Origin of the sequence: Methylibium rhizosphaerae, assembly GCF_006386545.1 — a bacterium.
GTDB classification, from domain to species: Bacteria; Pseudomonadota; Gammaproteobacteria; order Burkholderiales; family Burkholderiaceae_C; genus Pseudorivibacter; species Pseudorivibacter rhizosphaerae.
Map to the genome: position 1 here is coordinate 24102 of NZ_SWAR01000041.1, position 24628 is coordinate 48729.

At 68.4% G+C, this 24628-nt stretch carries 15 protein-coding genes and 1 pseudogene; 9 read left to right on the forward strand and 7 right to left on the reverse strand.

The window, feature by feature from the left end:
- The first annotated feature begins 10 nt into the window (after positions 1–10).
- Positions 11–3307: a hypothetical protein gene (locus tag E8D38_RS22780; protein ID WP_140635950.1), complete on the forward strand. Its 3297-nt coding sequence runs from the start codon at positions 11–13 to the stop codon at positions 3305–3307.
- A 7-nt stretch (positions 3308–3314) separates the two neighbouring features.
- A complete protein-coding gene (locus E8D38_RS22785; protein ID WP_140635952.1) occupies positions 3315–6914 on the forward strand; it encodes a phospholipase D-like domain-containing protein in 3600 nt (1199 codons plus the stop codon).
- 345 nt (positions 6915–7259) lie between these two features.
- Here E8D38_RS22785 and E8D38_RS22790 read toward each other — a convergent pair whose 3' ends face one another.
- The gene (locus E8D38_RS22790; protein ID WP_140635954.1) at positions 7260–7619 is read right to left on the reverse strand and encodes a hypothetical protein; all 360 of its coding nucleotides are present in this window, start codon (positions 7617–7619) and stop codon (positions 7260–7262) included.
- Positions 7620–7711: 92 nt separating this feature from the next.
- Positions 7712–10735 carry a serine/threonine-protein kinase gene (locus tag E8D38_RS22795; RefSeq protein ID WP_181179367.1) on the reverse strand — a complete coding sequence of 1008 codons (3024 nt, stop codon included), beginning with the start codon at positions 10733–10735 and terminating at the stop codon, positions 7712–7714.
- A 215-nt stretch (positions 10736–10950) separates the two neighbouring features.
- On the opposite strand from E8D38_RS22795, the gene E8D38_RS22800 reads away from it, so the two are divergent.
- Complete coding sequence (locus tag E8D38_RS22800) at positions 10951–13269, forward strand: C1 family peptidase (protein WP_181179369.1); 2319 nt, start codon at positions 10951–10953, stop codon at positions 13267–13269.
- Between the two features lie 27 nt (positions 13270–13296).
- Positions 13297–14940, forward strand: coding sequence for a hypothetical protein (locus E8D38_RS22805; RefSeq protein ID WP_140635960.1), 1644 nt, complete (start codon positions 13297–13299; stop codon positions 14938–14940).
- Positions 14941–14949: 9 nt separating this feature from the next.
- Here E8D38_RS22805 and E8D38_RS22810 read toward each other — a convergent pair whose 3' ends face one another.
- The gene (locus E8D38_RS22810) at positions 14950–15513 is read right to left on the reverse strand and encodes an ECF-type sigma factor (protein ID WP_140635962.1); all 564 of its coding nucleotides are present in this window, start codon (positions 15511–15513) and stop codon (positions 14950–14952) included.
- A gap of 233 nt (positions 15514–15746) precedes the next feature.
- On the opposite strand from E8D38_RS22810, the gene E8D38_RS22815 reads away from it, so the two are divergent.
- Complete coding sequence (locus tag E8D38_RS22815; RefSeq protein WP_140635964.1) at positions 15747–17045, forward strand: choice-of-anchor tandem repeat GloVer-containing protein; 1299 nt, start codon at positions 15747–15749, stop codon at positions 17043–17045.
- 468 nt (positions 17046–17513) lie between these two features.
- Here E8D38_RS22815 and E8D38_RS29115 read toward each other — a convergent pair.
- A pseudogene (locus E8D38_RS29115) lies at positions 17514–18068 on the reverse strand (ECF-type sigma factor).
- Between the two features lie 115 nt (positions 18069–18183).
- On the opposite strand from E8D38_RS29115, the gene E8D38_RS22830 reads away from it, so the two are divergent.
- The 3 genes from E8D38_RS22830 to E8D38_RS28430 are packed head-to-tail and all read left to right on the forward strand — an operon-like array spanning position 18184 to position 20916.
- The gene (locus E8D38_RS22830) at positions 18184–19653 is read left to right on the forward strand and encodes a hypothetical protein (RefSeq protein WP_140635970.1); all 1470 of its coding nucleotides are present in this window, start codon (positions 18184–18186) and stop codon (positions 19651–19653) included.
- A 31-nt stretch (positions 19654–19684) separates the two neighbouring features.
- On the forward strand, positions 19685–20563 hold the full coding sequence (locus tag E8D38_RS22835) for a hypothetical protein (protein ID WP_140635972.1): 879 nt from the start codon (positions 19685–19687) through the stop codon (positions 20561–20563).
- Entirely contained in the window at positions 20554–20916 is a 363-nt protein-coding gene (locus E8D38_RS28430) for an MPN domain-containing protein (protein WP_181179371.1), read from the forward strand. Before E8D38_RS22835 ends, E8D38_RS28430 begins: the two co-directional genes overlap by 10 nt.
- Positions 20917–21006: 90 nt before the next feature.
- On the opposite strand, the gene E8D38_RS22845 is transcribed toward E8D38_RS28430, so the two are convergent.
- Entirely contained in the window at positions 21007–21243 is a 237-nt protein-coding gene (locus tag E8D38_RS22845; protein ID WP_140635974.1) for a DEAD/DEAH box helicase family protein, read from the reverse strand.
- An 82-nt stretch (positions 21244–21325) separates the two neighbouring features.
- Here E8D38_RS22845 and E8D38_RS22850 point away from each other — a divergent pair, with 82 nt between their 5' ends.
- On the forward strand, positions 21326–21628 hold the full coding sequence (locus E8D38_RS22850; RefSeq protein ID WP_140635976.1) for a hypothetical protein: 303 nt from the start codon (positions 21326–21328) through the stop codon (positions 21626–21628).
- Positions 21629–22199: 571 nt separating this feature from the next.
- On the opposite strand, the gene E8D38_RS22855 is transcribed toward E8D38_RS22850, so the two are convergent.
- Together E8D38_RS22855 and E8D38_RS22860 are read right to left on the reverse strand one after the other, a co-directional pair.
- Positions 22200–23390 (reverse strand): IS91 family transposase, encoded by a 1191-nt coding sequence (locus tag E8D38_RS22855; protein WP_140635978.1) that lies wholly within the window; start codon positions 23388–23390, stop codon positions 22200–22202.
- Between the two features lie 9 nt (positions 23391–23399).
- A complete protein-coding gene (locus E8D38_RS22860; protein WP_140635981.1) occupies positions 23400–24278 on the reverse strand; it encodes a tyrosine-type recombinase/integrase in 879 nt (292 codons plus the stop codon).
- Positions 24279–24628 lie beyond the last annotated feature (350 nt).

A 24628-nucleotide genomic window follows, 5' to 3' on the forward strand; every position in this document is an offset into this window, starting at 1 on the left:
GAGGACCTACATGAGCAGCATTCAGGCCCCTGCATGGGCATTCACCGCGGAAGCTATCGATGGTGTGGGCGACACCCACTTGCCAGCCGGCGTGCATGTGCGTGCGCTGCCCTCGCCCCAACTGGGCATCCCCGCCACGCCCTTGGCCGTGTACCGATCGGTGCTGACACCCGACCATGTCAAGCGCCTGGCACTGAGCGGTGGCGTGATCTGGGTGGACAGCCAAGGCCAGCACTTGACCGAGCCCTTCCAGGTCACGCCCGACAACCCGGTATACGGCTACTTTCCGCGGCCCGACGTGATCTGGGCCGAGCTGAACGCCGTGCCGGCCATCCTGCCGAACACTCCATCGCCATTGATCCCCATTCATGAGATCACGCCCACGGCGGGCAGGCTCACACCGCGCTTGACGGTGCCGGTCAGCCGCATGGTCGCCACAGCGGCCGCCTCCACCGCGGCAACGACAACCCCAGCCCTCTCAACGGCCACAGCCTCACCGTCTGCCACCGTCACTTCCGCCACGATCGCCACGCCTGTCAACCCGGGCGGCATCGCCTCTGCGGCGGCTGGCAAGCCCGCCCCCTTGCGCTTTGAAGCCCTGACCTCCACAGCACAAGGCCCCGCAGCCTTCCAGTCGCGCAGCAAAGCGCCTTACGTGCTGGCAGCCTGGACCATCCCCATGGTGCGCGTGGTGGGACAGGGCACGGTCAATGGCATCCGCTGGCTGGCCTTCGAGCGGGCCAAAGAATTCCAGCGTGATGAATTGTGGGAAGTGTGGAGCCTGCCCATCGACACGCCCACGCCACGCTACGTGCCCACGGCCAATGCCCGCATGGAAGCCAAAGACCGCGTCAACCGCGCAGCCGTGCTCAAACAGCCTATGTACGTGGCCTACGGTGCAACCGGTCCTGCCGCCGCTCCCTCCGCCACAGGCGCCGATGCCTTGGCTCGCGTGGGCCAAGTCGATGGCGAGTTGCAGCGCTGGCTGGACATCTTGCTCAACGACATGAGCGCCCCGACGTGGGAGCTGCAAGACACCCACGGCATCACGGGCCAGGCCAAGAGCAACGTCAGCATCCCTATCGAGCCTTTCATGCTGGCCGGTGCCGTGGACCCGGATGTGGGCCACCACCTGGCCTTTGGCGACGTGGACAGCAAAGTGCCTGCGGCCGATGGATCCTTGGTCTTGTACCGTGTGCGCGGCTTGTGGCGCTGGACGCCCCAGCGTTGGAACATCTTCCAACGCCCGGCCTTTTCAGCAGCGGTGCGCGCCAAGCCGGAAGATGCTGTGCAGTTTTTCCCCGAACTCAAACAGTTCGACATCGTCCCCACAGAAGAGGGCCCCTTTGTGGACCTGCACACCATGGCCGTGGCAATGAGGGGCACCCCGCCCGATGTGCCCGGCAGTGTGAACTGGATCACCACCGAAGACCGGGGCTGGCTGGCCGCACCACCGCCGCCCAATGTGCGCCGCGCCTTGCGTCTGCTGGCCAATGGTTTCGTGCCCCATGCCGTGTCCGCCTTGGCCGCCGCCGATGGCAATGGCCTGCGCACCTTGCACCCCTTCCCCAAAGTGGGTCGCATCACCATTGGCAAGCCCTTGCCCAGTGGCACGCCTTTGCCTGTGATCGTGTCGCGTCCCGTCGATGCCACCGGTCCGGGCGAAGGCCGCTTTGAAGACCGCGACGCGCCCGCTGGCGCCGTGGACTACCAGTTGGCCCAGGGCGATTGGTTTGGCCGCTGGTCCGGCTGGACTCACCGCACAGCACCGGCCAAGGCCCGCACCGTGCCTATGAAGCCCACGATAGAGCTGTATCCACAACCGCCCACCGTGCCCAGCCCAGTCCCCAATGGCCTGCTGCACGGCACGATCGAAGTGCGCATCCCCATCCCGCGCACACCAGACTTGCCTGCGGGAGGATCCGCCTTGATGCGATTGGACCTGGACGAAACCTTTGCAGGCTTGGCCACCACCACGACCAGCTACACCCTGGGCAGTCTGGCCGGGGCCACCTTGGAACTGCACCCTGCACCAGCACATGACATCCTGGTCATCCATCGCAATGGGCCGGACCTGCCACGCTGCGGCAGCAAGAAGGTGACCTACACCGCGCGTTGGATCGATGTGCTCAACCTGGTGTCACCCAATGCGGATCCAGCCTCGCGCACGATCATGGACCCACGTCCGCCCGAAGCGCCACCTGTCATTACCGAGTTGCGCTACACGGCCCGGCCCGATGTGCAAGGCCATGCCCGCGTCGACCTGGACTTTGGCAGCACCGTGGGCACGCGCTACCGCGTGTTTGCCAGCAACGAGACCATCTTGCTCAAAGCCCTGCAAAACGACGGCCATGTGGCGGCTCGCAACGACATCCTCAGTGCCGCGCCCGGCGCGCCGCGTGCGATGAAGTTCAAGCAATACAAGGCCTTGTTCGGTTGGGACCACTTCGAGAACCTGACCAAGCAACCCATTGAAGCCACCAGCAGTACCACACGCTTTGTGCATCGGGTTTCGGGTTCATTGGATGTGTTGACCATCTACCGCGTGCTGGGCGAAGGCCCCACCGGCGTTCTGTCAGAGATCACCGAGTCTGAGCTGGTGCCCTTTGCCGTGCCCAATCTGGGCGCACCGGCACGGCCACAGATTGCTGTGGTCAATGCCGGCCTGGACCCCACCACCAGCGGTGTCAAGCTGCGAGTGAAGGTGCCGCGCGCCAAGGCTGCGCCCAAAGCCTGGCGCTTGCGTCGCGCCAGCGTGCCCGTGAGCGACCCATTGCGCATGGACCTCGTGGCGCATGGCAGCGTCAGCAGCCCCATCGTAGAACGCGATGGCACCAGCTTTGACATCACCGTGTCCGAGCCGCTCAAGGCATGGCGCCATTACCGCTTTGCCGTCGAAGTGCAAGCCGATGATCCGCCCGGAGCCCCCACCGTGGGAGTAGTCCTGCCCGGCGAATGGAGCGAGGCCAGCGCCACCGCGCAATTGGCCGTGATCCCGCCCGACGAGCCTGCGGCGGCCACCTCAGTGAGCGTGGCCAATGTGGCCGAAGGATTGAAGGTCACCATGCACCACCCCGCAGCCATCAGCCTGATCAGTACGGCCCTGGGCGACCATCGCTTTGAGACCTGGCGCGTGGAGCCCGGCAAACGCCCCACGCTGCGCGAGTTGCTCTTCATACGTGGCGCAGGCGACGTCTGGGAAGCCGTGGACCCTGGCGTGGTCGCGCCGCCCGGTACCTATGTCACCGTCAGCGTGATCGACCCCATCGGCCGCCGCAGCGAGGCCAGGCCTTCCAACCAGATCTGAGTCCGCCATGGCCATCACCCTCGCACCTGCCACCAACACCTTGGGGATCACGGCGCCTGTGCTCGGCCCTTGGTTCTCGGTCAACACGGTCAACCTGCCCGCCCTCGTCCCAGGCAAGAACCTCGGCTTGACGGTGAACTACACCAGCCCCACGAATTGGTATGCCCCGGCTGCGGGCACGCTCAGCCTGTTCATCAGCAATGGGGCTAATCCGCCCGCAGCGCTGGACGCCTTGCAAGACAGCACCGGGGCCTGGCCCTTTCCCAACAACCGCATCGTGGCTTACTTCAGGCTGCTGCCCGAGGTCGAAGCCCGCTTGCATGAGCTGATGGGCCTGGTGCCTGCCGCCAACGCCGCCCCCATTGGTGGTGCATTGCCCAACACCCTGGCCGCCCCCACGCGCCCGCAGGTACGAAGCTTTGCCATGATCTTGCCCACAGCCGGCCCCAACTTCGTGCCCGGCGACATCTTCCCCTTCTTTGGTGGACAAGCCAATGTGCCGGGCGACAACGATCAGGAACGCATGGCGGCTTTGGGCATGGCCCTGAACAATGGAGGCAACGTGGTCAACGGACCTGTGCCCATGACCTGGTTGCGACGCCCTGGCGGTGCGGTGGCTGACCGCGACATCTTGTTGGCCGGACTGAATGGCAATGTGGACCTGTGGGCCTTTGACCGGCGTGGCCGCGCCATCGACCCCGGCGCCGTCGCTTGCTGGTGGTCTTGGCTGCTCAACACCGGCGTGGGCGATGACCCGGCCACCGGTGCGGCCGACATCCAATTGCTGGCACCGGGCATCACGGCCGCTACTTATCCGCAGCAAGGTGGCCAGCCCGTGGTGGTGCAGTTCGTGGCCCAGCAAACCGCACACTTGGTCGATGCACACGAAGGTCTACTGGGCGCGCCCTTCATCAATGGCCGCTTGCAAAACGGCGGGGCCAATGTCACAAGCAACCTGATCCAGGTCACGGGCAATGGCCCCAATCTGAGCTTCTCTGCCTTGACCGCACCGGCTGCGCCACCTCCGCCAGACAACCCTCAGGTGGACAACGCCCCTCGCGCACGGATGGCCATACTGCCCGTGGGCAACTACGGCACCACCGCCCAACCCTGGCCGGCTGGGCCCGTGCATGCGGGCTTGAACCGCGACTTCATCCGCGTGGCCGTGGTGGAAGAAGAATCGCACTTGACCGGCGTGACTCGCCGCGATAGCCGCCTGGCCGCAAGCACACCCAACGACCGCAGGCAATCGGCGCAGAACCGACCCAGTACCCGCATCAACGTCAACCGCACCAACAACACAGCAGGCGTGCTGCTGGCCAACAGCCAAGCCACAGCCGATGCCTTGCTGGCCTTGCCCAACGGCGCTGCACCGACACGCATGGTGCTGGGCATCAGTGACATCACTTGGGGTGGTACACCCGCCGCCACCGGTGCTGCGCCCGGTGCGGGCCCTTTGCCCGCCACCTTGGCTGATGCAGGCAATGCCCCAGCGGCCGCCAATCAATACCGTGTGCAGGCATTGACGGGTGGTGGCGCCGCCACCACGTCACCGCAGACGGTGCTGGTGCAAGTCAACCTGGGTGCAGCCAACGCAGGCGCATGGGTGCGGGCTTGGCCATTGGGCTTTGACTTGAGCCAAGGTGAACACTTTCGGTTGACGGGTGGCGCAGGCCGCGCCGACACCAATGGACTGGCTCACTTGACCATGGTGTTGCCCAATGGCCTGGTGGCCTCTTTGGGCTTGCTGGGAATGGACATGCTGGTGCTGCTGCCCGGTGCGGGCAACACCATCGCGGCCCGTCGCCACTACGCCGACCGGCGCTTTGCCCGCCCCGCCCCTGTGGGCGGCACAGCAGCAGCGGCTGTCGCTGGCAATTGGGTGATCTGTGAGACCGGAGTCACCGGCAATGGGGGATTGACCAATGCCAGCGTCCCCCCGGGTGGCCACGTGATCCTGCTCACCAACCCACCCACCATCGTCGATCGGACCAATGTGGCGGCCATTTCGTGGGATAACAACACGGTCATCAACCGCATGCAAGGCGCCACCGACATCGTGTCGCTGACCAGCCCGGCTTTTGATGCAGCACCTGATCGCGCCGATGCGACGGGCATGCCCTTGCCACGCACACCCAGCACAGGTGGCACTGCAGCGGGCGGCTACAACCTGCTGGTGGGCAACCGCTTGCACCTGCTCAACCGGGGCGTGCTCAGCGGGGTCACAGCCTCGTCCGTGCCTTATGCCTTGATGGACCGATTGGAAGTGGCCGCAGCCACGCAACCCGCCGCCGGGCCGTTGGCTGTGATTGGCTCGGCCCCACCCACACCATGGGGCTTATCGCCCACGGCCAATCAGTTCCTGGGCTACTACGGGGTGCCTGCGTCCATGGAGACCCATGGCACCGGCGTCAACCTGAACGGATCCCCCGCCGTGGCCGTGGCCGAATACCTGCGTGAACGCACGGCGGGCTTGTCCTTCAACTTCATCCAGGGCTTGGCCGAGCCCTTGCGCTCCATGGCCATCCAAAGCGAATTGGCCGTGGCCGCTGAAGCCGCCAACCCTGTGCTGCCACTGCCCACCGATGGCGGCGGCGCAGGCCCTGTGGTGGCCGTGTTGCGCACCAACGCCTTGGGCATGGAAGGCATGCCCGGTGTGGCCGAAGGCACCATGGCGAGTGCCAGCTTGTTCCCCTTCAGCCAAAACGAGTTGGCGCTGGAAGCCTGGCTCAACACCCAGATCCCCATTGCTGGCGGGGCAGGCACACAGTTGCGCAATGCTGCCGGGGCCAACATCAATTCGATGACACGCGCTTTGGACCGCCGCCTGTTGTGCTCCGCCTTTGGTGCGCGTGAGATGTTGACGGCCTTGCTGGCCGCCATTGACCGCGCACAGGACTTCATCTACATCGAGACGCCCAGCGTCGACGACCTCGTTATCGATTCGGGGGGTGAGAATCTGCGGTGGTGGCAACGCCTGATCACCCGAATGAACAACCGCAAAGGCCTGCGCGTGGCCTTGTGCGTGCCAACCAAGCTGGCTTTCGGCACACCACGAATGCTGCAAGACGTGCGCAACCACTGCCTGATGGACGCGGTCACAGCCATGCGCAACGCGCATCCCGATCGCTTTGCCTTGTTCTCGCCCGGTGTGGGCGCGGGCCGCGCACTGCGCTTGGCCAGCACCTCCATCATCGTGGACGATGCCATTGCCTTCACCGGCACCACGCACCTCACGCGTCGGGGCCTGAGTTGGGATTCGTCTTTGGCCGCCGCCGTGTTTGACGAGCAGCTCACCGATGGCCGCCCCACCGATGTCCGCGCCTTCCGCCTGCAACTGCTGGCCGACCGCCTAGGCATGCCCGCCACCCGTGTGCCCAACGACCCCGCCGAGTTGGTCAAGGCCATTCGCGCCCTGGATACGCGCGGCAGCAACAAGTTGTCCGTCAAGCCCATCGAGCGCCCGGCCACTACACCAGCCAATGGCGACATCGACATCTGGCACCCCGATGGCAGCAAGTCCGGTTTGAGCCTGACGTCCATTGCCGCATTGTTTGCCAGTGCGGTGGCCTTGACCGATACCAACCATGCCGTTGTGGATGGCTAACCCCGACCTTCCATCAGCCGCCGAGCGAGTTTGTCCTTGAGCGGACGCGGACTTGGCGTGAGATCCGCGTTCGGCTTTCTGTCGCCTCAGCACCCCCTTGACCGCACTGGACTACAGCAGCTCGCTCGCTCGCGCCGTCGTTGACTTCGTCGATGAACATGTCGTTTGACCAAGCCAGGCCGATGGCCTTGTACTTCGCGACGCTCGAGCTCGCGAGCGGCATCCTGCAACGGCTCGAGGTCGTGCCCCCGCACTTGCGCCGATTTCGCCTGGAGCCCGCTGACGCGGCCGCGCGCGAGTGGGCTCCGGCGACTGCTGGGCGAGAGCGGGTCGGGACACAGACGTTCATTGCTTGATTCCTTTCGGTTGGATCGGCATCGTGGCCAGTTCGTCGCACCGTGGCCGCGGACCCACGCGGCCCTTGCTGGCGTCATCCAGGCCTCCCAGCTGCACCTCGCATTTCTTCGCGCCTTCAGCGCCTTGCTCGGCGGCTTTTCCCTTGGTCCTCTTGGGCGGCGGGGTCTGGACCGCAGCGCCCTTGTGAGCCGGCTGCGCCTGCGGGGCCGGGACGATCACCTCCGGGACCTTCGGTGCATTCTCCGCCGCGCCCGCCGGTGCGGCGAGCAAGGCCGCGACCAGCGCGACTGCCCTTGGCAGCGCTCGCAGGGATGCGCCGTCGAACGAAATGGCTTGCGTTGATTTCATGCTGTCGTTCCTCGTGGTGGGTGGAATGAGCAAGTCGATGCGTGCTCGCCTGGAATACGAAGCGCCTGTTGCGAAACCGACATGGCGGCTGCCTATTTCGCCGCGGCGTCGGCGGCCAACAGCCGGGCGCGGGCGGCTGCGACCACCTTGCGGAAATGCGGTGCGGCATCCGGCTCGCCGCGCAGCGCCTCTTCGGCCGCCGCCAGCTGCTGGCGTGCCAGCGTATGTTGCTTGAGGTCGAGCAGGCAGTGGGCATAGCGGGCGCGTGCGACGGCCAGACTGGGGTTGTGCGCATACCCGGCCTGAAGGGACGCGACGGTGCGTTCCAGGTACGATCGCGCCTCGACCGCCCGTCCCAGGCCCAGCAAGGCCCGGCCCATCTGCTCGTTCAGCGCGTCGATGCTGCTGCGGAACTGATCCGCTGCAGCTGTCTTGCTAGCCGCGTCATGGTTGGCCGAGATCACCGGCCAGGCGCGGTCGAAGCGCCCGCGCTCGAGGTCGACCAGCGCCAAGCCGGTGGCCGCGTAGTGCTTGGTGGAGCCATAGGCCTCTTCGCGCCCGTCCTGCGACCGCAGCACGCGCTGGAACCCGGCCTCCGCGGCGTCGAGCCGCCCGGCCGCGAGGTCGACGCCGGCCAACCGCTCTTCGACGTCGGCGACGTACGGATGCGCTTCCCCGAGATCGGCCGCCAGGCGCTGGCGCAGCGCGCCCAGCACGTCCCGCGCTTCGTCGTAGCGGCCGGTGACCTGCAGGTGCCACGCGTGAAAGGTGTCGGCCATGTTAGAGATTTCGCCGGCGGAGCGCGGCATCGCCAGCGCTTCGCGCAGCACGCGCCCGGCCTCGTCGAAGCGGCCGTCGAACAGCAGTGCCTCGACAACCACCATGCGTGCATCGAAAGCCTTGTCCGGGTCGATCTGGTCGGCATGCCGGGCGATAACCTCGCCCGCATGGCGGATCTCGGTCCAGCCTTCGCCGCGCAGCCAGGACCGCAGGCGCCCTAGCTCCAGCTCGACCAGCGCGGCGCTGATGTGGTCGGGCCCGAGCGCGGCGCGGGTGGCGTCGAGCGCGCTGGCCAGCTCGGCTTCCGCCAGCACGTGGCGGCGCTGCGCCCACAGGTTGAGCGCGATCGCATAGCGCTCTCGCGCCAGGCGCACGGAGTGCGGGCCCCACAGCGCTTCGCGGATTTGCATCGCTTGCCGGTACAGCGAATAGCCTTCCTGCGGCCGGTTCTGCGTACCGCGGAGCTCGCCCAGCGCGGCAAGCGCGTCGGCGGCCTCGGCGCTGCGCGGCGCCTTGCGGATCAGCGCCTGCGCGGCCGGCTCGATGTGGGTGGCTGCGACGGCGAGATCGTAGTCGCGGGCGAACGCCAGTCCGAGGGCCACCTGCGCCGACCAGCAGGCGGCGGGCCACTCGCCGCGCTGCGCACGGCACAGCGCCAGGGCTTCCCCGAGCATCGCGCGTGCAGCCTTCGCATCGCCGCGGCGCGACAGGCTGCCAGCCAGATCGTGCATCGCCTGCACGCGCTCGGCCGCGTCGGCGCCGGCGGACTGCAGCAGCGCCAGGCGCTGGCGCCGCAGCGCCATCGCTGGCTCGTCCAACGCCAGCTCATGCAGCAGCCGGCTGACGACGCCCTGCAGCTCCGCGCGGATCCTCGGCTGCTCCGTCAGGCCGGTCTGCAGGTCCTGCGCGCTTTGCTCCAGCAGGCTCTGCACGCTCTGCCGGCGCTTGCGTAGGGAATCGCTCCGCTCAACGCTGTTGTTCTCGAACAGCCCGACGAGGAACTCCTTGATGGCGTTCGCCTTTGCCGCTTCGAGGCGGGCCTCGCGCGCCTGCCACAGCGCGCTCCCCAGGCCGACGGCCAGCGCGAGCACCACGGCGCCGGCCGTGCCCATGGCCACGGCATGGCGATGCAGGAACTTGCCGGTCCGGTACCAGCGGCTGTCCGGCCGGGCCTGCACCGGCTCGCGCCCGAGGTGCCGGCGAATGTCCTGGGCGAAAGCCTCGACGCTCGAGTAGCGGCGCGCCGCGTCCTTCTGCAGCGCGGTGAGCACGATGAGGTCGAGGTCGCCACGCAGCGCGTGCCGCATGCGGCGCGGCGTCGACGCATAGGCTCGCGCGTCGACGGCGGCGCGCCACACGTCGCTGGGGCGCATCGGTTCCGCCGACAGGATGGCTTCCTCCAGCGCCGCCACCGTGCCGCGCGGCAGCCGGTACGGACGCGCACCGGTCAGCAGCTCGAAGAGCACGACACCGAGCGCGTATACGTCGCTGGCGGTGCCCAGCGGCTGGCCGGAGATCTGCTCTGGCGCCGCGTAGTCCGGCGTGAGCGCGCGTCCGCCGTGGCGCGTCAGCGCGGTCGCTTCGGCGGAGTCGCCGGACAGGAGCTTGGCGATGCCGAAATCCAGTAGCTTCACGTCGCCGTGTGCATCCACCAGGATGTTGGCCGGCTTCAGGTCGCGATGCAGGACCAGCATCGCGTGCGCGTGCTGCACCGCCTGCAGCACCTGCGTGAACAGCGCGAGCCGCCGGGCCAGCGGCAGGCGTCGCGTGTCGCAATACCTGGTGATCGGTTCGCCTTCGATGTACTCGAGCACGAGGAACGGCAGGCCTTGCGCCGCCGTGCCCACGTCGTAGATGCGGGCGATGTGCCGATGCGCCAGCCCGGCGAGGATGTCCCGCTCGCGGCGCAGGCGTTCGGCCAGCAGGGCGTGGCCCGGCCCCGCATGGGGAATCTTGAGCGCCACCTGGCGGCGCAGCTGGCCATCGTCACGCTCGGCCAGCCACACCACGCTCATGCCACCCTGCCCGAGTTCGCGCACGAGGCGGTACGCGCCCACCCGCTGGCCGGCTTGCAAAGCCGCATAGCCCATCCCTGGCTCGGGCGCGCAAGCGATGACGGGCGGCGCGCCGAGGAAATCGCAGCGCTCGATCTCCTGGCGGTCTGCGAGCAGTTGTGCAAGCGCGGCGCGGATTGGTCGGTCGGCGTCCAGGGTTTCAAGCCAGCGTGCGCGATCGGCGGCGGCTAGGTCCAGCGCGACCTCCAGTAGCGGCAGCACGCGGACCCAGAGCGCACGCTCGATGCTCGTCTTTCCCGCCGGCGCCGCCGTTTCGGTCATCGCGTCCTCCCCAGTGCAGGCCGAGGGCCCCGCATTGCGCGTGCAAGTATGCATCGCGCTCCGCTGCGGATACGCGATCGCCGCCGCGAAACCGACACGCGGCGCGGCGCGGGATCGATGGCCCCCCCCCCGTTCTCGCCGTGTTGGCGGTCCACGCGCCGGGCGGCCGTATCGGAGGGTGGGGCCGCTGTGGTCCTGCATCGAAGGAGCTCATGATGGAAGCGAAGCGACGGGCCGGCCTGCAAGGCTGGCTCGGTATTGCCGGCGCCGTGTGCTGGCTGGCAGCTTGCGGTGGCGGATCGTCTGCACCGGAGGATGCTGCGCCGCAGGCGGTCCTGTTCACGGCGGCCAACCTGTTCGGAGCCGACGCGCCGGCCGGCGCGACCTGGATCGACGAGCCGGAGTTTGCGCAACGCGTAGCAGCCGGCGAGCTCACGATACGTTCGGCTGCACGCGATGCGAACAATCGCCAGGAGCAGCTGGCCGACTTCCAGCGCGAGGCCCTACAACTGCGGGAGCGCAACAGCGTCGATCCGATCGACGCGGACCTGGGCGCGCTCGGCGACGCCGGCGCGGCGCCGCTGCAGGCGCCGCAGATGACGCTGACCCTGGCGGATGGCACGCAGCGCAGCGTCCTGCTGCAGCCGCCCGCCGCGCGGCTGCACCAACGACTGCAGACCCAGCTGGCTCTGGAGGATCCGCAGCGCCTGCGCGCGCTCTACGCCGAGCTCTACGGCGGTCTTGGCGATACGCTGCGTGAGTCCTTGCCCACGCCGCGTACCCTGGAGAACGCATCGCTCGAGACATTGCGCGCGGCGTTGGCCGACGTGGATGCCGTGCTTGCCACCGTCTCCGACCTCGACGGCATGCGGCCTGTCCAGGAGGCGCCGGCAGGCACCTCGAAGCCTCGGACTGCGCGGCTGCAGTCCGTCACCATCCGCGAGGGCGGTGCGGGCAGCGGCAGCGGCAGCGACATGTCCGGCACCTGTGGCAGCTATCGCACCTTCGGCATCATGGCGCGCCTGGACTGGCCGCTGAAGGATTTCCAGACCTCCGTGCGCGACCAGGGGCAGCGAGTCACCTGCTGGGCTTTTGCAGCGGTGGCCGCGCTGGAGTCGCGCGATCTGGTCACGCGCGGCAGCGCGCCCAACCTCTCCGAGCAGTTCGTCGTCAACTTCGATCATGGCGGCCCGCCGGCCTGGTACGGGGTGGAAGGCGGTTTCGCCGACGTCGTGCTGAACCGGCTGGCCGAGCGCGGCCAGCCGGTGGCCTTCGAAAGCGCCTGGACCTACAACCGCAGCTTGCTGCGCGACAGCCTCACCACGCAGACCGGCGTATGCCGCGGCTACGACGGCTTCTGCGGCGAGAACTCGGCGCAGGATCCCCTCATCTGCGTACGCCGCGGTGCCGATGTGGTCTGCGGCACGGAGACCGTGCGCTACGCCGGCACGTCCCCCGTGACGGCCAACCGCACTGCGCCGCTGTGGGGCGGCGGCGCATTGCTGGTGAACATTCTTCGCCAGCGCCTCGAACAAGGCATCCCGCTCATCGCGAGCTTCGAGGTTTCTCGGGGCTTCGAGGTCGCGACGGAGCCGGGGCGCGACCAGGGTTGGGTCACCGATCTGAGCGACGCCGGCATCAGAGGCGGGCACGTTACAGCGCTGATCGGCTTCGCCTCCGACGACGTGGTGCGCGGGTTCGCTCCCGTGCTCTCAGGCGGCACGGGCGGTGGCTGGTTCGTGCTGAAGAACTCGTGGGGCTGCGGGAGCGGCGACGGCGGCTACATATACGTGCCGGTGCGCTGGGCTCAACGCTTCTTCCACAGCATCCACGAGTTGCAGATTCCGGCCGAGCGCTCCACCGCTTGGCGGGAGCGGGTCGCACGCGACTTCCGGCCGCGTCTTTCACTGGTGGTGGAAGGCGGCAACCGCGTCGTGCGCGGCGTGCCCTTCACGGTGCGCGCAGTGATGGAGGGCGGCGGGTCCGACTGCTGCACGCTGGCCTGGTCGCCGGCCGCTGGCACGAGCCCGGCCGCCAGCTTCGTGCTGAACGAGGCCGGGCGATCAGCGGTCATCTCGCTCACGGCACGCAACCGGCGGGTGGACGCACAGGCGGCGGCATCGGTGGTGGTCGAGGTCGTGGAGCGCACCGACGCGCCGCCCACCGGGACCATCGCGCTCAGCCCCGACCGCGGCGCCGCACCCTACCTGCGTGCCAGCGCCGGCAGCGATCGGCTGGCCCTGCATGCCGACGTGGTCGACCCGGAGGGCACGCCGATCAGCGCCCGCTGGCGCGCCACCGGGCTGACAGATGCCGGCATGGCGCTGGGCACTCCGCTGGAACTGGGCAGCGGCATTGACATCGACTGGAACATCGCCACTGCGCCGCTCGGCAGCTTTCTGTCGGAAGCGCTGTGCCAGCGCGGTCGCGGACAGCGCGTGCGCATCGAGCTGGTGGCCAGCGACGCGGCAGGCAACTTCAGCACCCCCTACACAGCCCAGCGCGAGATCGCGCTGGCCTGTGCCCCGAACTGACCTTTATCTGACCAACAGGAGGTTTTCATGCGACCTCACCAATACGTCTTCTGGGCCATCACGGCGCTGTCGCTGGCGCTCTGCGGGTGCGGCGGTGCCGATGCCGGTGCCGCACCGAGCTTCAGCGCGAGCCCGCAGGACCTGACGGTGGCGGAGGGCGAAAGCTTCGCCTTCATGGCCAAGACCGAACCGGAGAGCGCCAGCCTGCAGTGGCGGCGCGACGGCACCCCGATCGCGGGCGCCACCGGCGCGCGCGTCAGCGGCATCGCGACTGCGGCCGACGATGGCGCGCGGTTCGACGTCACAGCGACCGCCGAAGGCCAGAGCAGCTCGTCCGCACCGGCCACGCTGCGCGTCAACCGGTGGCACCTCGCCGAATGGTGGCCCACCGGCAGCCTCTACACGACGGTGAAGGCAGCCCTGGCCGACAACGGCGACGCCGTCGTGCTGTGGTGCGAGCAGCGCGATGCGTCGATACGCACGCTCAACGCCCGCCACTATGTAGCCACGACCGATCGGTGGTCGGCACCGATGGCCATCGGCGTCAACTGCACCGGAACGCTCGATGTGGCCATGGACGCAAGCGGCAATGCCTATGCGGCCTGGACCGATTGGGACGGCCTGCCCGGCAGCGTGGCCGGCGTTTCGATGAAGCGCTTCGATGCGGATCGCGGCACGTGGGAGGCGGGCAACCTCGTCGCGCCTGTGGCCGGCCGAGGCGTGAGCACGGTCATGGTCCGCACCGGCCCGGCAGGCCATGCGGCGGTGCTGTTCGGCCGCATAGGCACCGGCGTGACCGAGCTTTGCTTCGCGCGCCACGTGGCGGGTGCTTGGCAACGCGACGAACGGCTGAGCTCGATGCCGGTTTCCGTCGGCTCCCCGGACTTCTTCGATGCCGCTATTGGCGCCGAAGGCGATCTGCAAGTCGCGACGACGCAGGACACGCTCGGCCTGCGCTCCGTGTTCGCTCAGTCGCACAGGCTGTCGGACAACACCGTGACGGCACCTGCCCCGCTGGCCAGCGGTAGCCTGTTGCTGACCACGCCCCGCTTTGCGCAGCGAGGGCGGCAGCTAATGCTGGGCTGGGCCAGCGCGGCGGCCGATGCCGTCGGATGGCACAGCGCATCGTGGTCAGGTGGCCGCTGGTCCGCGGTGACCAACGTGCGCCTGACGGGCGGTGCTGCCTTGTCCCTGGATACCTCGGGGAATCGCGTGCTTGGCTTTGCGGTGACGCCGTCGGGTGAGGCCAGTGCCGCGCTGGAGGCGCGGCAGCTCGATGGCCGCTACCGGCGCCTGGTGGCAACCCGCGATGGCGGCGGGCGCTGGATCGACGGGCCGGCCTCCCCCTTCGATGCGCTGGCCGGTACGGTGAGTGGAGATCGGGTGCTCTTCGCGAGCGAGACCGCGGATGCACAAGCCGTCGTTTCGCGGGTGCTTGCGCTGGCGGTAGCAGGTCCCCGCCCGCTTAGAAGCGATCTGCGCATCGAGCGCCTGCGCGTGAACGACGGCTGGCACGGAGGTGCGAGCAACTTCGCCGCTACCGGCAACGAGGTGGTTGGGCTGGATCACGACGGCAACGCGCAGGGCCGCCTGCTGATCGCCTGGATCGAGTTTCCTTCACGCGGCGCACCCAAGCTGCGCACCAGCCTGCTGTTGCCCGTACGGCGCTGATGCAGGGCGTCAGCGCTGCTTGAGCGCCGCATACAGGAAGCTGCGCGCGCGCTCCCAGTCGCGCTCAACCGTGCGCGTGCTGACGCCCAGAGCGTCTGCGATGTCGCCGTTGTCCAGCCCGACGAAGTAGCGCATCTCGACCACCTGCACCAGCCGCAGGTCCAGCTCGGCCAGCTCCTGCAGCGCCTCATGCACGAGGAGCACGTCATCTTCGCCCGCGGGCGTCTTCTCGGCGGCGGTGTTCAGCGTGACGAACACTTGGTCGCCACCGCGCCGCAGGGCCTGTCGCTCTCGCGCGATATCGACCACCACCGAACGCATGGCCCGTGCGGCATAGGCCAGGAAGTGCGCCCGGTCCTGCGCGCCCAGGCGCTCCAGCTTGAGCAGCCGCAGGTAGCACTCGTGCACCAGCGAGGTCGTGTTGAGCACCACGCGCTCGTCGGTCTGCAGCATCTTCGCGTGCGCGATGCGACGCAGGTCCGGATAGAGCAGCGCGAACAGGCGATCCAGCGCGCCTGCATCGCCGCCTTGCGCCGCATTCAGCAGCGTGGTCACTTCGCCGTGCTCGCTCATGGCTGTGCTCCCTGTTGCCGGCTTCAAGCGAATTGCCCGCAAGTATGCATCCGAGGCCACCCCCTAGCTTGAAGCCGCGGCGAACGCGAGCGCGATGGCGGACGCCGCGGCGGCGATCCGTTTCAGGTGAGGCGAGGACGTCGTATTCCTCATCCACCGATGCGCCATCGCGCCCCCATCGGTGCCGACAGTCGGGCGGCGGTGCACGGGGCGTGCTGCCAGGAGGTCTTTCCATGCAAGTCAGCTCATTGCTTCGCTGCGCCGCCGTCGCGGCACTATTGGCGGCGCTGTCCGCCGCATTCCAGGTCGCGCATGCGGCGACCTACGAGATACTGCACCACTTCGGGGGCCCGTGCATGACGCTCGAGGAGTGCGCTCGCCGACCGCGCGACGGACGCAACCCCTACGACACGCCGGTCATCGATGCCAGCGGCGCCATCTACGGCACGACGCGAACAGGCGGCGCGCATGACCGCGGCACGCTGTGGAAGTGGCAGTCGAACGTCTACACGGTTCTGCACGATTTCACCGGCAGCGCGAACGACGGCGATCGGCCGATCGGCGCGTTGGTGGCGGACACCCACGGCAACCTCTACGGGACGACGGAAAACGGCGGCCGGGGTTTCGGCGTGGTCTACAAATGGGACACGGAGCACGGCCTGAGCCTGCTGCATCGCTTCTCCGGCACGGACGGCGCCTTCCCGCACGATGGCGTCGTCCGCGATGCGCTGGGCAACCTGTATGGCACCACCATCCAGGGCGGTCCCGCCTACGTGCTCCGACCCGAAGCGAGGCCCTGCAGCGTCCACGGCTGCGGCACGATCTTCCGGATCGACGCAAGCGGCGCCTTCACGATGCTGCATGCCTTCACCCCGGCCGACGGGGGATACGCGCCCCGCCGCCTCGCCCGCCGTGGCAACGTGCTCTACGGTGGGACGGCCAACGGTTCGCCGCTGTTCAAGTTCGCGCTCGACCCCACGATGCCCGGAGGCGGGACCTTCAGCATCGTGCACCGCTCGCTGACCGACGGTCGGGATGGCTACGTCTTCGCCGGCGGCATGGCGCGAGGTTCATCGGGAAGCCTGTACGGGGTGAATGCCTTCGGTGTCCGCAGCTACGGGGGCATCTACCGGATCAAGCCGTCGGACGACTACGAGCCGCTGCACGGCTTCCGGAATACGGATGGCGCGCAACCCGAAGGCGTGGTCGTGGTCGACGAGACGTCGAACAAGGTCTACGGCACGACCGTGGGCCGACCCCGCGCAGAAAGCGACCTCGGGAACATGCGCTTCGGCTCGATCTGGGAGTTCGACCTGGGCACCCACAGGCTGAACACTCTGCACGTGCTGGGCGACATCAATCGCAACGGCATCGCCGACGACAACTGCACCGGCGACCCCCATCCCGACGAGTGCAATGAGGGAATGAACCCGTACACCGGCCTTACGAGGGACGCCGCGGGCAACCTGTATGGTGTGGCGCTGAGTGGTGGAAAGTACGGCTACGGCGTGCTGTTCCGGGTCCGGCCGTAGCTGGCCTAGGAACCTCAGCCTTCATCCGCATGAGCCGCGTGCGTGACCCCGGGAGGTAAGCAGTAGCAGGAGAGGCGTGGAGCTGCGCCGTCAGTGGTGAGTGGGCCGGGCTGGCCATGTGGGGGGCCATGCAGTGCAACATGGAGATCTCAGCGTTAGTGCTCATGGTCATGTCGGTTAGCGCCATGTGAATTACGCCACTGCGTCCCCGACTTGCACGCCGCGTGTTTGAGCAAGATGCTTGCCGATCTCCACGGCGGTGCAAAGCAAACCCGCCGACGCGCCAGGACCACGCCCAGGGCGCGATTAGAGTGCGGTGAAGGCGGATGTCATCCACGACGCGCTGGCGGCAAAGGTGCGGCGCCTGGACGCGTTCACAGTCTCTGAACGGGCAACCCGGTTGTCCGACTGGGGTCTCGTGCGCGCTGGGCTGGACGGCGGGCCCCCGGTGCCCCTAGTTTGTAGCGCTCAGCGGGACTTCAGCGCCTCATACAGGAAGCTGCGCGCGCGCTCCCCGTCGCGGTCGACCGTGCGCGTGCTGACGCCCAACGCCTCAGCGATATCGTCAGTGTCCAAGCCGACGAAATACTGCATGTCAACAACGCGCACCAGCCGCGGGTCGATGGCGCCGAGCGCTTCATGGACGCCGAGCACCACGTTCTCTGTGCCGGCCAGTCCCTCGGCGGCGGTGTCCAGCGTGACGAACAGCTGATTGCCGCCGCGGCGCAGCGCCTGCTGCTCTCGCGCGATGTCAACCACGACCGTGCGCATCACCCGGGCGGCGTAGGCGAGGAAGTGGGCGCGGTCGGTCGTGCCGAGTCGCTACAGCTTCAGCAGCCGCAGATAGCACTCGTGTACCAGCGCGGTGGTGTCGAGCGGCAGCCGCTCGTCCGTCTGCCGCATCTTCGCGCGCGCGATCCGGCGCAGGTCGAGATAGAGCGTCTCGAACAGCTGATCGAGCGCGCCCGCATCGCCGTGGCACGCGGCGCTTATCAACGCAGTGAGGGCGCTGATAACGCTCATCGGCTGCGAAGTATGAGGTCATGGCGGAAATCTGTCTGCGATCGCGTATTCCCCGGTGTGGCGGTGCGACCGCATCGCTTCATCCCCTTCACCGATTGCTGCAAGGAGTCTTCCCATGCCAAGTGACATCACCGCGTTCACGGCGCCTGCCGCCGCCGACGCCGCGTTCCTGCTGGCCCGAGCTATCGAGGCCGGTGCCCTGCCGATCGCGGCACCGGCGGCTTCGCACGCAACCGGCCTAAGGGTCCCGCCGCCCGAAGCGTTCGAACGCGCTGAGACCCCATGGGACATCGGGCGCGTGGACCTTGAGGCGGCAAGCGGCGGCTTCGACGCCGCGGTCCAGGTCTCGGCGGCCGAATGTCTTCGCCGTTTCAACAGATGGAGTCCGCTCGCACTGCGCCGCGGCCTGTCTTCGTCGGAGCTAGAGAGCGTGCTAGCGGTCGGCCGTCCGTTCGCCAATCCGCATCTCAACGATCCAGGCTGGTCGCTCGACGAGGCGGTCGTCGAGGTGCGGCTCGAGGCCGACCAAGTACGGCTATCGGCCGACGGGACGTTGAGCCTGCGCCTTCGCGGCCGCGCGATGCTCGGCCGGATCCTGAACGTTGTGCGCATTGAGGGCGAGGGCGTGCCAGTCCCGGGCCCGCCGGTGTTCTTTGCGTCGGCGACGCTCGGCGACTACGAAGCGATGGTCGACGCCCGCTGGGTGGCTCGCATCGAGCCAGGCAACGTCCGCGTCGCGATAGTCATGGAGACCGCGTCGCTGGTGCTGCGCAGCAGTTGGGCGACCGGCGACTTCCTGCCGTTCCACCGAAGCGTCGTGGCGGCCGAGGAGCACGCGCTGCTCGTGTCTAACTTCGCCGGGCGCCGCGTGGTGCCGCTGACGCCGGCGCTGTCGATCGCCGGACGCGCGCCGGCGCACGAGTCGGCGCACTCGCTGGTGTCGGCGGTGGAGGTTGGCGTGGTCGGGCGACGCGGGCGCGAGGCGTTCGCGGTCGGCTGGAACTTCTCCGCGACGCGGCCCGCGGCGATGTCGCGCATGCAGCACTTTGTCGGGCCGCACGCCTTCGCCGTGCTCCATTCGACGCCGTCAGTGCAGGCCGTCGTGCGCAACCTGTGGTCTCGCCCGGAGTTCGGCCGGTCGTTCGAGGTGGACGTCGTCGAGGAGCGGCCGGACCCGTCCGGAACCCCGACTCGCTATTCGACGGCGGTGCGCGTCGCGCTGGATGCGCCGGACGTCGCCGCCTGCACCGTCGATTCGGTGACGCGCGGCGGCTGCTTGCGCTTTCGCGGGCGCGGAACGCTGGCCGGCGTATCGGTGCGCGGCATCGATGGCAGCCTGCCGCCGCCCGGCCTTGAGCTGCCGACGCGCGCATTCCACTACGACCTGTCAGGCCAGCCGTCGGTGGCCGCGCCGTGGTCACCGGCAGCTGCGATCGCGGGGCTGCAGCGCCTACTTCACCGCGCCCTTGAAAGCCTGATGCGGCCGCTGGAGCACTGGACCGCGGCCACGGCGCCGAACATCGAAGCGATCCGCATCGATGGCGTGCGCGGCCGCGCGCTGTTCGCCGGTCGATTCGCCGACTGAGCCCCATCACCACCCTTCACGGAGAAACACGATGAGTACGACCCTGTACCCGGAGGGCTCGCTCCTCCAGCCCTTCGAGCTCGTGCTGGCGTCGCTGCGCCAAGCCGGGCTCGTGCACCGGCAACCCGACAAGCACGCCCGCCGTGCCGAGACGGCAGCGCGCCTGGGCCTGTTCGCCGGGCTCGAGTGCCTTGCGGACGCGGACTTTCGCGTCGACGTCCCGGGCGCCGCAAAGGCGCTCGCCGACGTCGGCCCGCTGCGCCTCGGCGAGTTGGTCGCGCTGCTGCGGCAGCGGCTATCCGAGCTGCCCGAGTCCAGCGCGCTCGGCCTGAACGATGGCGACTGGGCGTTCGCAAAGGACGCCGTCGCGCCGATCAATTGCACGGTGCGCGCGGATGACGCGCAAATCCGGCTGCAGCTGAAGGACGTCGGCCGGCTCGACGGCGAGCATCGCCTCGTCGACCGTGGCCCGACTGTCGCGCACGCGGCGCCGGAGTCGGTTTTCGGTTCACAGTCGTTGCCGGACCTGGTCGCGTCGATGTGGCGGGCGCCGACAGTTGCCGCCGAAGAGATCAATGCGCACGACCACATCGCGGCTGCGGCGCGGCTGGCGCTGCAGCAGCTACACGCCGATCGCTGCGAGCAGGAGGCTCTGCCCGACGCCGTGTTCCGGGGGTCGTTCGGGGCAGAGATCGTGTTTGTGCTGTTTGCGCTCGCCGTGCTGTTCGGGATCATCGCGCTCGGCTTCGGCGGGACCTCGCCGGCGCCGGGCACGCCCGCGTTCTGGGTTGCTGTGGTGGCCGGCGCACTGGCGGCGATCTTCGCCGTGCTGGCCTGCGCGGCCTCGGCGCCGGCGTGCATCGTGACACTGCTGATCCCTGCCTCCAAGTGCGGTGCGCTGTGTGCCTGAGCCTGCAGCCGGGGACGCTGGCGCGGCTGTCCGAGATGCTCGGCGAGGCGGGCGGCGAGGTCTGGGCCGCCTTACTGATCGATGCGTCCGGCCGGCAATCGCTGGCGTCGCTGCCGAACCTGTCGGCCCGGACCGATGCGTTCATCGTGAGCCGCGCCGGCTGGCAGCTGGTGCGGACCCATGCGGCCGACCGGCGGCTGCGCATCGCCGCCCTGGTGCATTCGCACCCACGCGGGACCGGGCTGAGCCGCGCCGATCGCAAGGGGCTGGAGCGCAGCACACTGCCGTGGATCATCGTGGCGGCGGGGCCGGGCGGCATCGACTACGCGGTCCACGCGCCGCCGCCCTCATGACACGCGTCTGACACCGCCAGCGCCCGCCTGAACCAGACCCTCGGCGACCTGCCGGCACGCCCACATCGTGCTCCAGCCAGGTCGCCGAGGCTATGCGTGATGCACGCGGTGGAAGCTGCGCGCCAACCAGCCCAGCTGCGCCCCCAGCGGGTTGCACAAAATTGGACGCAGCCGCGTCGAGCGCCCAATGCGCGGCGACGCCATCGCCGCCGAGTTCGGCTTGAGGCCCTGAGGCTGCGCCTGCCAGGGGACCTCGTCGACGAAAAGCGACACGTCCGTCGCCGCCCGCAGCCGATACGCCGTCGCGCGGAAAACGCCGGCGTCCATCGGACTCCAGCCGAGGACCGTCCTCAGCCAAGCTCACGAGTTCGGCCGGGTCGCGCGGAGGATACGACCGACTCGGCTCGAAGTGCCGGCGATCGATGTGCTCGTCTTCGGATCGAACTTGAGTTGCACGAAGCCGCGCGCGCACCGCCGCGATCGGCGACGACGTACAGCGTCCTCCGGCCGCACGGGCCTGGATGTGCAGTGCCTGCCCGACCGCGCCGTCACCGCGCAGCACTTCCGCGTCACCCAGGACGGCAATCCGCTCAGCTTCTTCGACGTGGACATGACGACGCCGGTCGTCTTCCCGCAGATCGTGTCGGTCCTCGAAACCCACCTACTCGGTGATCGACGGCCAGCCCATCCGGACGGCCGTCTGGGTGGCTGACAAGAGCTGCAGCGGATCGACCTGCAGCCTGACCGCCCTGGTGGCCCCGGAGCGCGCCGAGGTCTGCACGGGCGGCGGCGACTCCGGCTACAGCTGAACCAACGTCGAGCCCTTCCTCAAGGTATACGCCGCATCTGGCTTAGCGCTGCGTCCTGGACGAGGCAAAAGGAAGCCGTACGAGCCTGCTAGAAAGCTGCCCGTCGTCAGTGTCTGGAAGTGTTTAGGGTTGTCCGATACCTGCCCGTGCACGTTGACGACGTGACGATCCACGCTGGCGTGAGGGCAGGTGTTGGACAAGCCCCAGGGGAGGAAACCGCGGCGCGTGCCGCCGTGGTGGTTGTGGCGCCGGCCTATGGAGATTGCAGCGCTGCGAGGCGACCTGACGCTGCCGAGCGCACTCGTGAGCTGAGGGAACCTGGCGTAGCTGCGTCTGGTGGCAAGCGCGAGACGCTGCAGTGAAGCGGTGCGGCGATGGGAGCCCCAAGGCGGTGAAGGCCGCTGGACGCACGGCGCTCTGTCGATCGAGCGCGAAGCGCTGGGGTCGATGGTCTGGCATGCAGGGTGGACGGCTTCATCGACGTTGTTCAGCGGGCGGCGCGCGGATGGTGTGGTCAGGCGCGAAGGTCTCGAGAATGAGCATCGGCCGACCGCAGTGCGGGCAGAAGAACGTGGAGCGCGCTGCGGCGTCGTGCTCGTCGCTGTGCTCGACCTGCTGCACAGGCGCCGGCGCGTGCAGCAGCGTGCGCACGAGCGTCAGACTCGATGTGCGGCTGCCATTGGCCAGCAGCCCGTAGTGGCGAATGCGGTGGAAGCCCGTGGGCAGCACGTGCAGCAGGAAGCGCCGCATGAACTCGCCGGCGCTGAGCGTCATCGTCTTGTGCCGCGTACGCCCCTTGGCGCGGTAGTCCTTCCAGCGGAAGGTCACCCCGTGCTCATCGAGGGCGAGCAGCCGGCTGTTGGAGATCGCCACGCGGTGCGTGTAGCGCGACAGATAGGCCAGCACCGCCTCGGGTCCTGCGAACGGCCGCTTGGCGTAAACGACCCACTCGCACTGGCGCAGGGGCGCGAGCCACTGGGCGAAGGCGCGGGCGTCGATCAGGGCGGCGTGCTCGCCGAAGAACTGCAGTCGCCCGTTGCGGTGCAGCTCCAGCAGCGCTTCGAGGAAGCGCCGTCGGAACAACCGTGACAGCACACGCACGGGCAAGAAGAAGCCTGGTCGACACGCGACCCAGCGAGGCCCGTCAGGCGCGACGCCACCGCCGGGAACGATGCCGTGCACATGGGGATGGTGCGTGAGCGCCGAGCCCCATGTGTGCAGCACCAGCGTGGCGCCGATGCGCGCGCCGAGATGCTTGGGATCGCCGGCGATGGTGAGCAGGGTCTCGGCGGCCATGTCGAACAGCAGCCCGTAGAGCACCGCCTTGTTCTGGTACGCGATGTCGGCGATGGGCGCCGGCAGCGTGAACACCACGTGGTAATACTCCACCGGCAGCAGGTCGGCTTGGCGTGCCTCCAGCCAGCGCTGCGCCGCGCTGCTCTGGCACTTCGGGCAATGCCGGCTGCGGCAAGAGTTGTAGGAGATCTGGTCAGTCCCGCAACCTTCGCAGCGCAACAGATGTCCGCCCAGCGCCGCGGTGCGGCACTGTTCGATGGCCGACATCACCTTGAGCTGCGCGAGGCTCAGGTGGCCGTGCTGCTGCTCACGCCACGCCGAGCCGTGGGCGCGGAAGATGTCGGCGAGCTCCAGGGCGGCTCGCCCCACGGCAGCCGGCTACGGCGCGGGCAGTCGCTCCAAGGGACCCACGACCTCGCGCAGCAGCTGCGTGGCCACGTGCGTGTACATCGAGGTGGTCTCCAGCTTCTTGTGGCCCAGCAGCACCTGGATCACGCGGATATCGACCTTCTGCTCCAGCAAGTGCGTGGCGAAGCTGTGGCGCAGCGTGTGCATCGACACATGCTTGTCGATCTGCGCGGCGTCAGCCGCGGCATGGATGGCGCGGTTGAGCTGGCGCGCGCTCATCGGATCCATCGGATCGAGCCCCGGGAACAGCCATCCATTGGGCAAGATCTTGCCCTTGGCATGCGCCACCCGGTACCAGCTGCGCAGCCGCTGCAGCAGCTCGGGCGACAGCATCGCGTAGCGGTCCTTGCGGCCCTTGCCCTGTTCCACGCGCAGCGTCATGCGCTGGGAGTCGACATCGCCGACCTTCAGCGCGATGACCTCGCTCGCGCGTAGCCCCGCGCCGTACGCCACGCACAGCGCCGTGCGGTGCTTCAGGTTCGACGCTGCAGCGATCAGGCGCGCGACTTCATTGCGGCTGAGCACCACCGGCAGCGTGCGCGGCTCGCGCACCGACTGCATGTGGGTCATCAGTTCGGGGCGACGCAGCGTCGCCTCGCAGAAGAACTTCAGCCCCGTGATGGTGGCGTTGATCGTGATGGCCGAGATGCCGGTGTCGACCAGGTGCAATTGGAAGCTGCGCAAGTCCTCGCCGCTCACCGTGTCGGGTGAGCGCCCGAGGAACATGGCCAGGCGGCGCACGGCGCGGATGTAGGTGCTCTGCGTCTTGGCGTCGAGCTTGCGCAGGCGCATGTCGTCCAGCATGCGCTGGCGCAGCGGCGAGACGGTCGATGTCGTCGATGGGTTCATGGCTCTGCTCCAGTCGAAGAGCGAGGCGGATTGCCTCACCCTTCAACTTGGCAGAACCCACGGCGCCACGCGACGCCACGGCCTCACTCAAGCGGCTACCGCGCGAGCGGTTTAGTCCTCTGGCCGCGACCGCTATTCCGTAGTCACACCCGCGAGCGGACCTTCGACGTCCTGCCCGCGACGGCCAACGGCAGCTCTCGACGAACTCGTCGAATTTTCAGGCCCGGCCGTAAGCTCCCCCGTCAAGTAGACATCCCGGAACTGGAGTCTGCGGCGGTTGTGAGCCTGGGCATGAACAGCCTTGGAGGCAGGCCGCCCAGGGCGTCGTGAGGGCGCTGCTCGTTGTACTC

Coding starts and splice junctions, on each gene's coding strand:
- E8D38_RS22780 (WP_140635950.1), top strand. CDS start 11: ATGAGCAGCATTCAGGCCCCTGCATGGGCATTCACCGCGGAAGCTATC.
- E8D38_RS22785 (WP_140635952.1), top strand. CDS start 3,315: ATGGCCATCACCCTCGCACCTGCCACCAACACCTTGGGGATCACGGCG.
- E8D38_RS22790 (WP_140635954.1), bottom strand. CDS start 7,619: ATGAAATCAACGCAAGCCATTTCGTTCGACGGCGCATCCCTGCGAGCG.
- E8D38_RS22795 (WP_181179367.1), bottom strand. CDS start 10,735: ATGACCGAAACGGCGGCGCCGGCGGGAAAGACGAGCATCGAGCGTGCG.
- E8D38_RS22800 (WP_181179369.1), top strand. CDS start 10,951: ATGGAAGCGAAGCGACGGGCCGGCCTGCAAGGCTGGCTCGGTATTGCC.
- E8D38_RS22805 (WP_140635960.1), top strand. CDS start 13,297: ATGCGACCTCACCAATACGTCTTCTGGGCCATCACGGCGCTGTCGCTG.
- E8D38_RS22810 (WP_140635962.1), bottom strand. CDS start 15,513: ATGAGCGAGCACGGCGAAGTGACCACGCTGCTGAATGCGGCGCAAGGC.
- E8D38_RS22815 (WP_140635964.1), top strand. CDS start 15,747: ATGCAAGTCAGCTCATTGCTTCGCTGCGCCGCCGTCGCGGCACTATTG.
- E8D38_RS22830 (WP_140635970.1), top strand. CDS start 18,184: ATGCCAAGTGACATCACCGCGTTCACGGCGCCTGCCGCCGCCGACGCC.
- E8D38_RS22835 (WP_140635972.1), top strand. CDS start 19,685: ATGAGTACGACCCTGTACCCGGAGGGCTCGCTCCTCCAGCCCTTCGAG.
- E8D38_RS22845 (WP_140635974.1), bottom strand. CDS start 21,243: ATGGACGCCGGCGTTTTCCGCGCGACGGCGTATCGGCTGCGGGCGGCG.
- E8D38_RS22860 (WP_140635981.1), bottom strand. CDS start 24,278: ATGAACCCATCGACGACATCGACCGTCTCGCCGCTGCGCCAGCGCATG.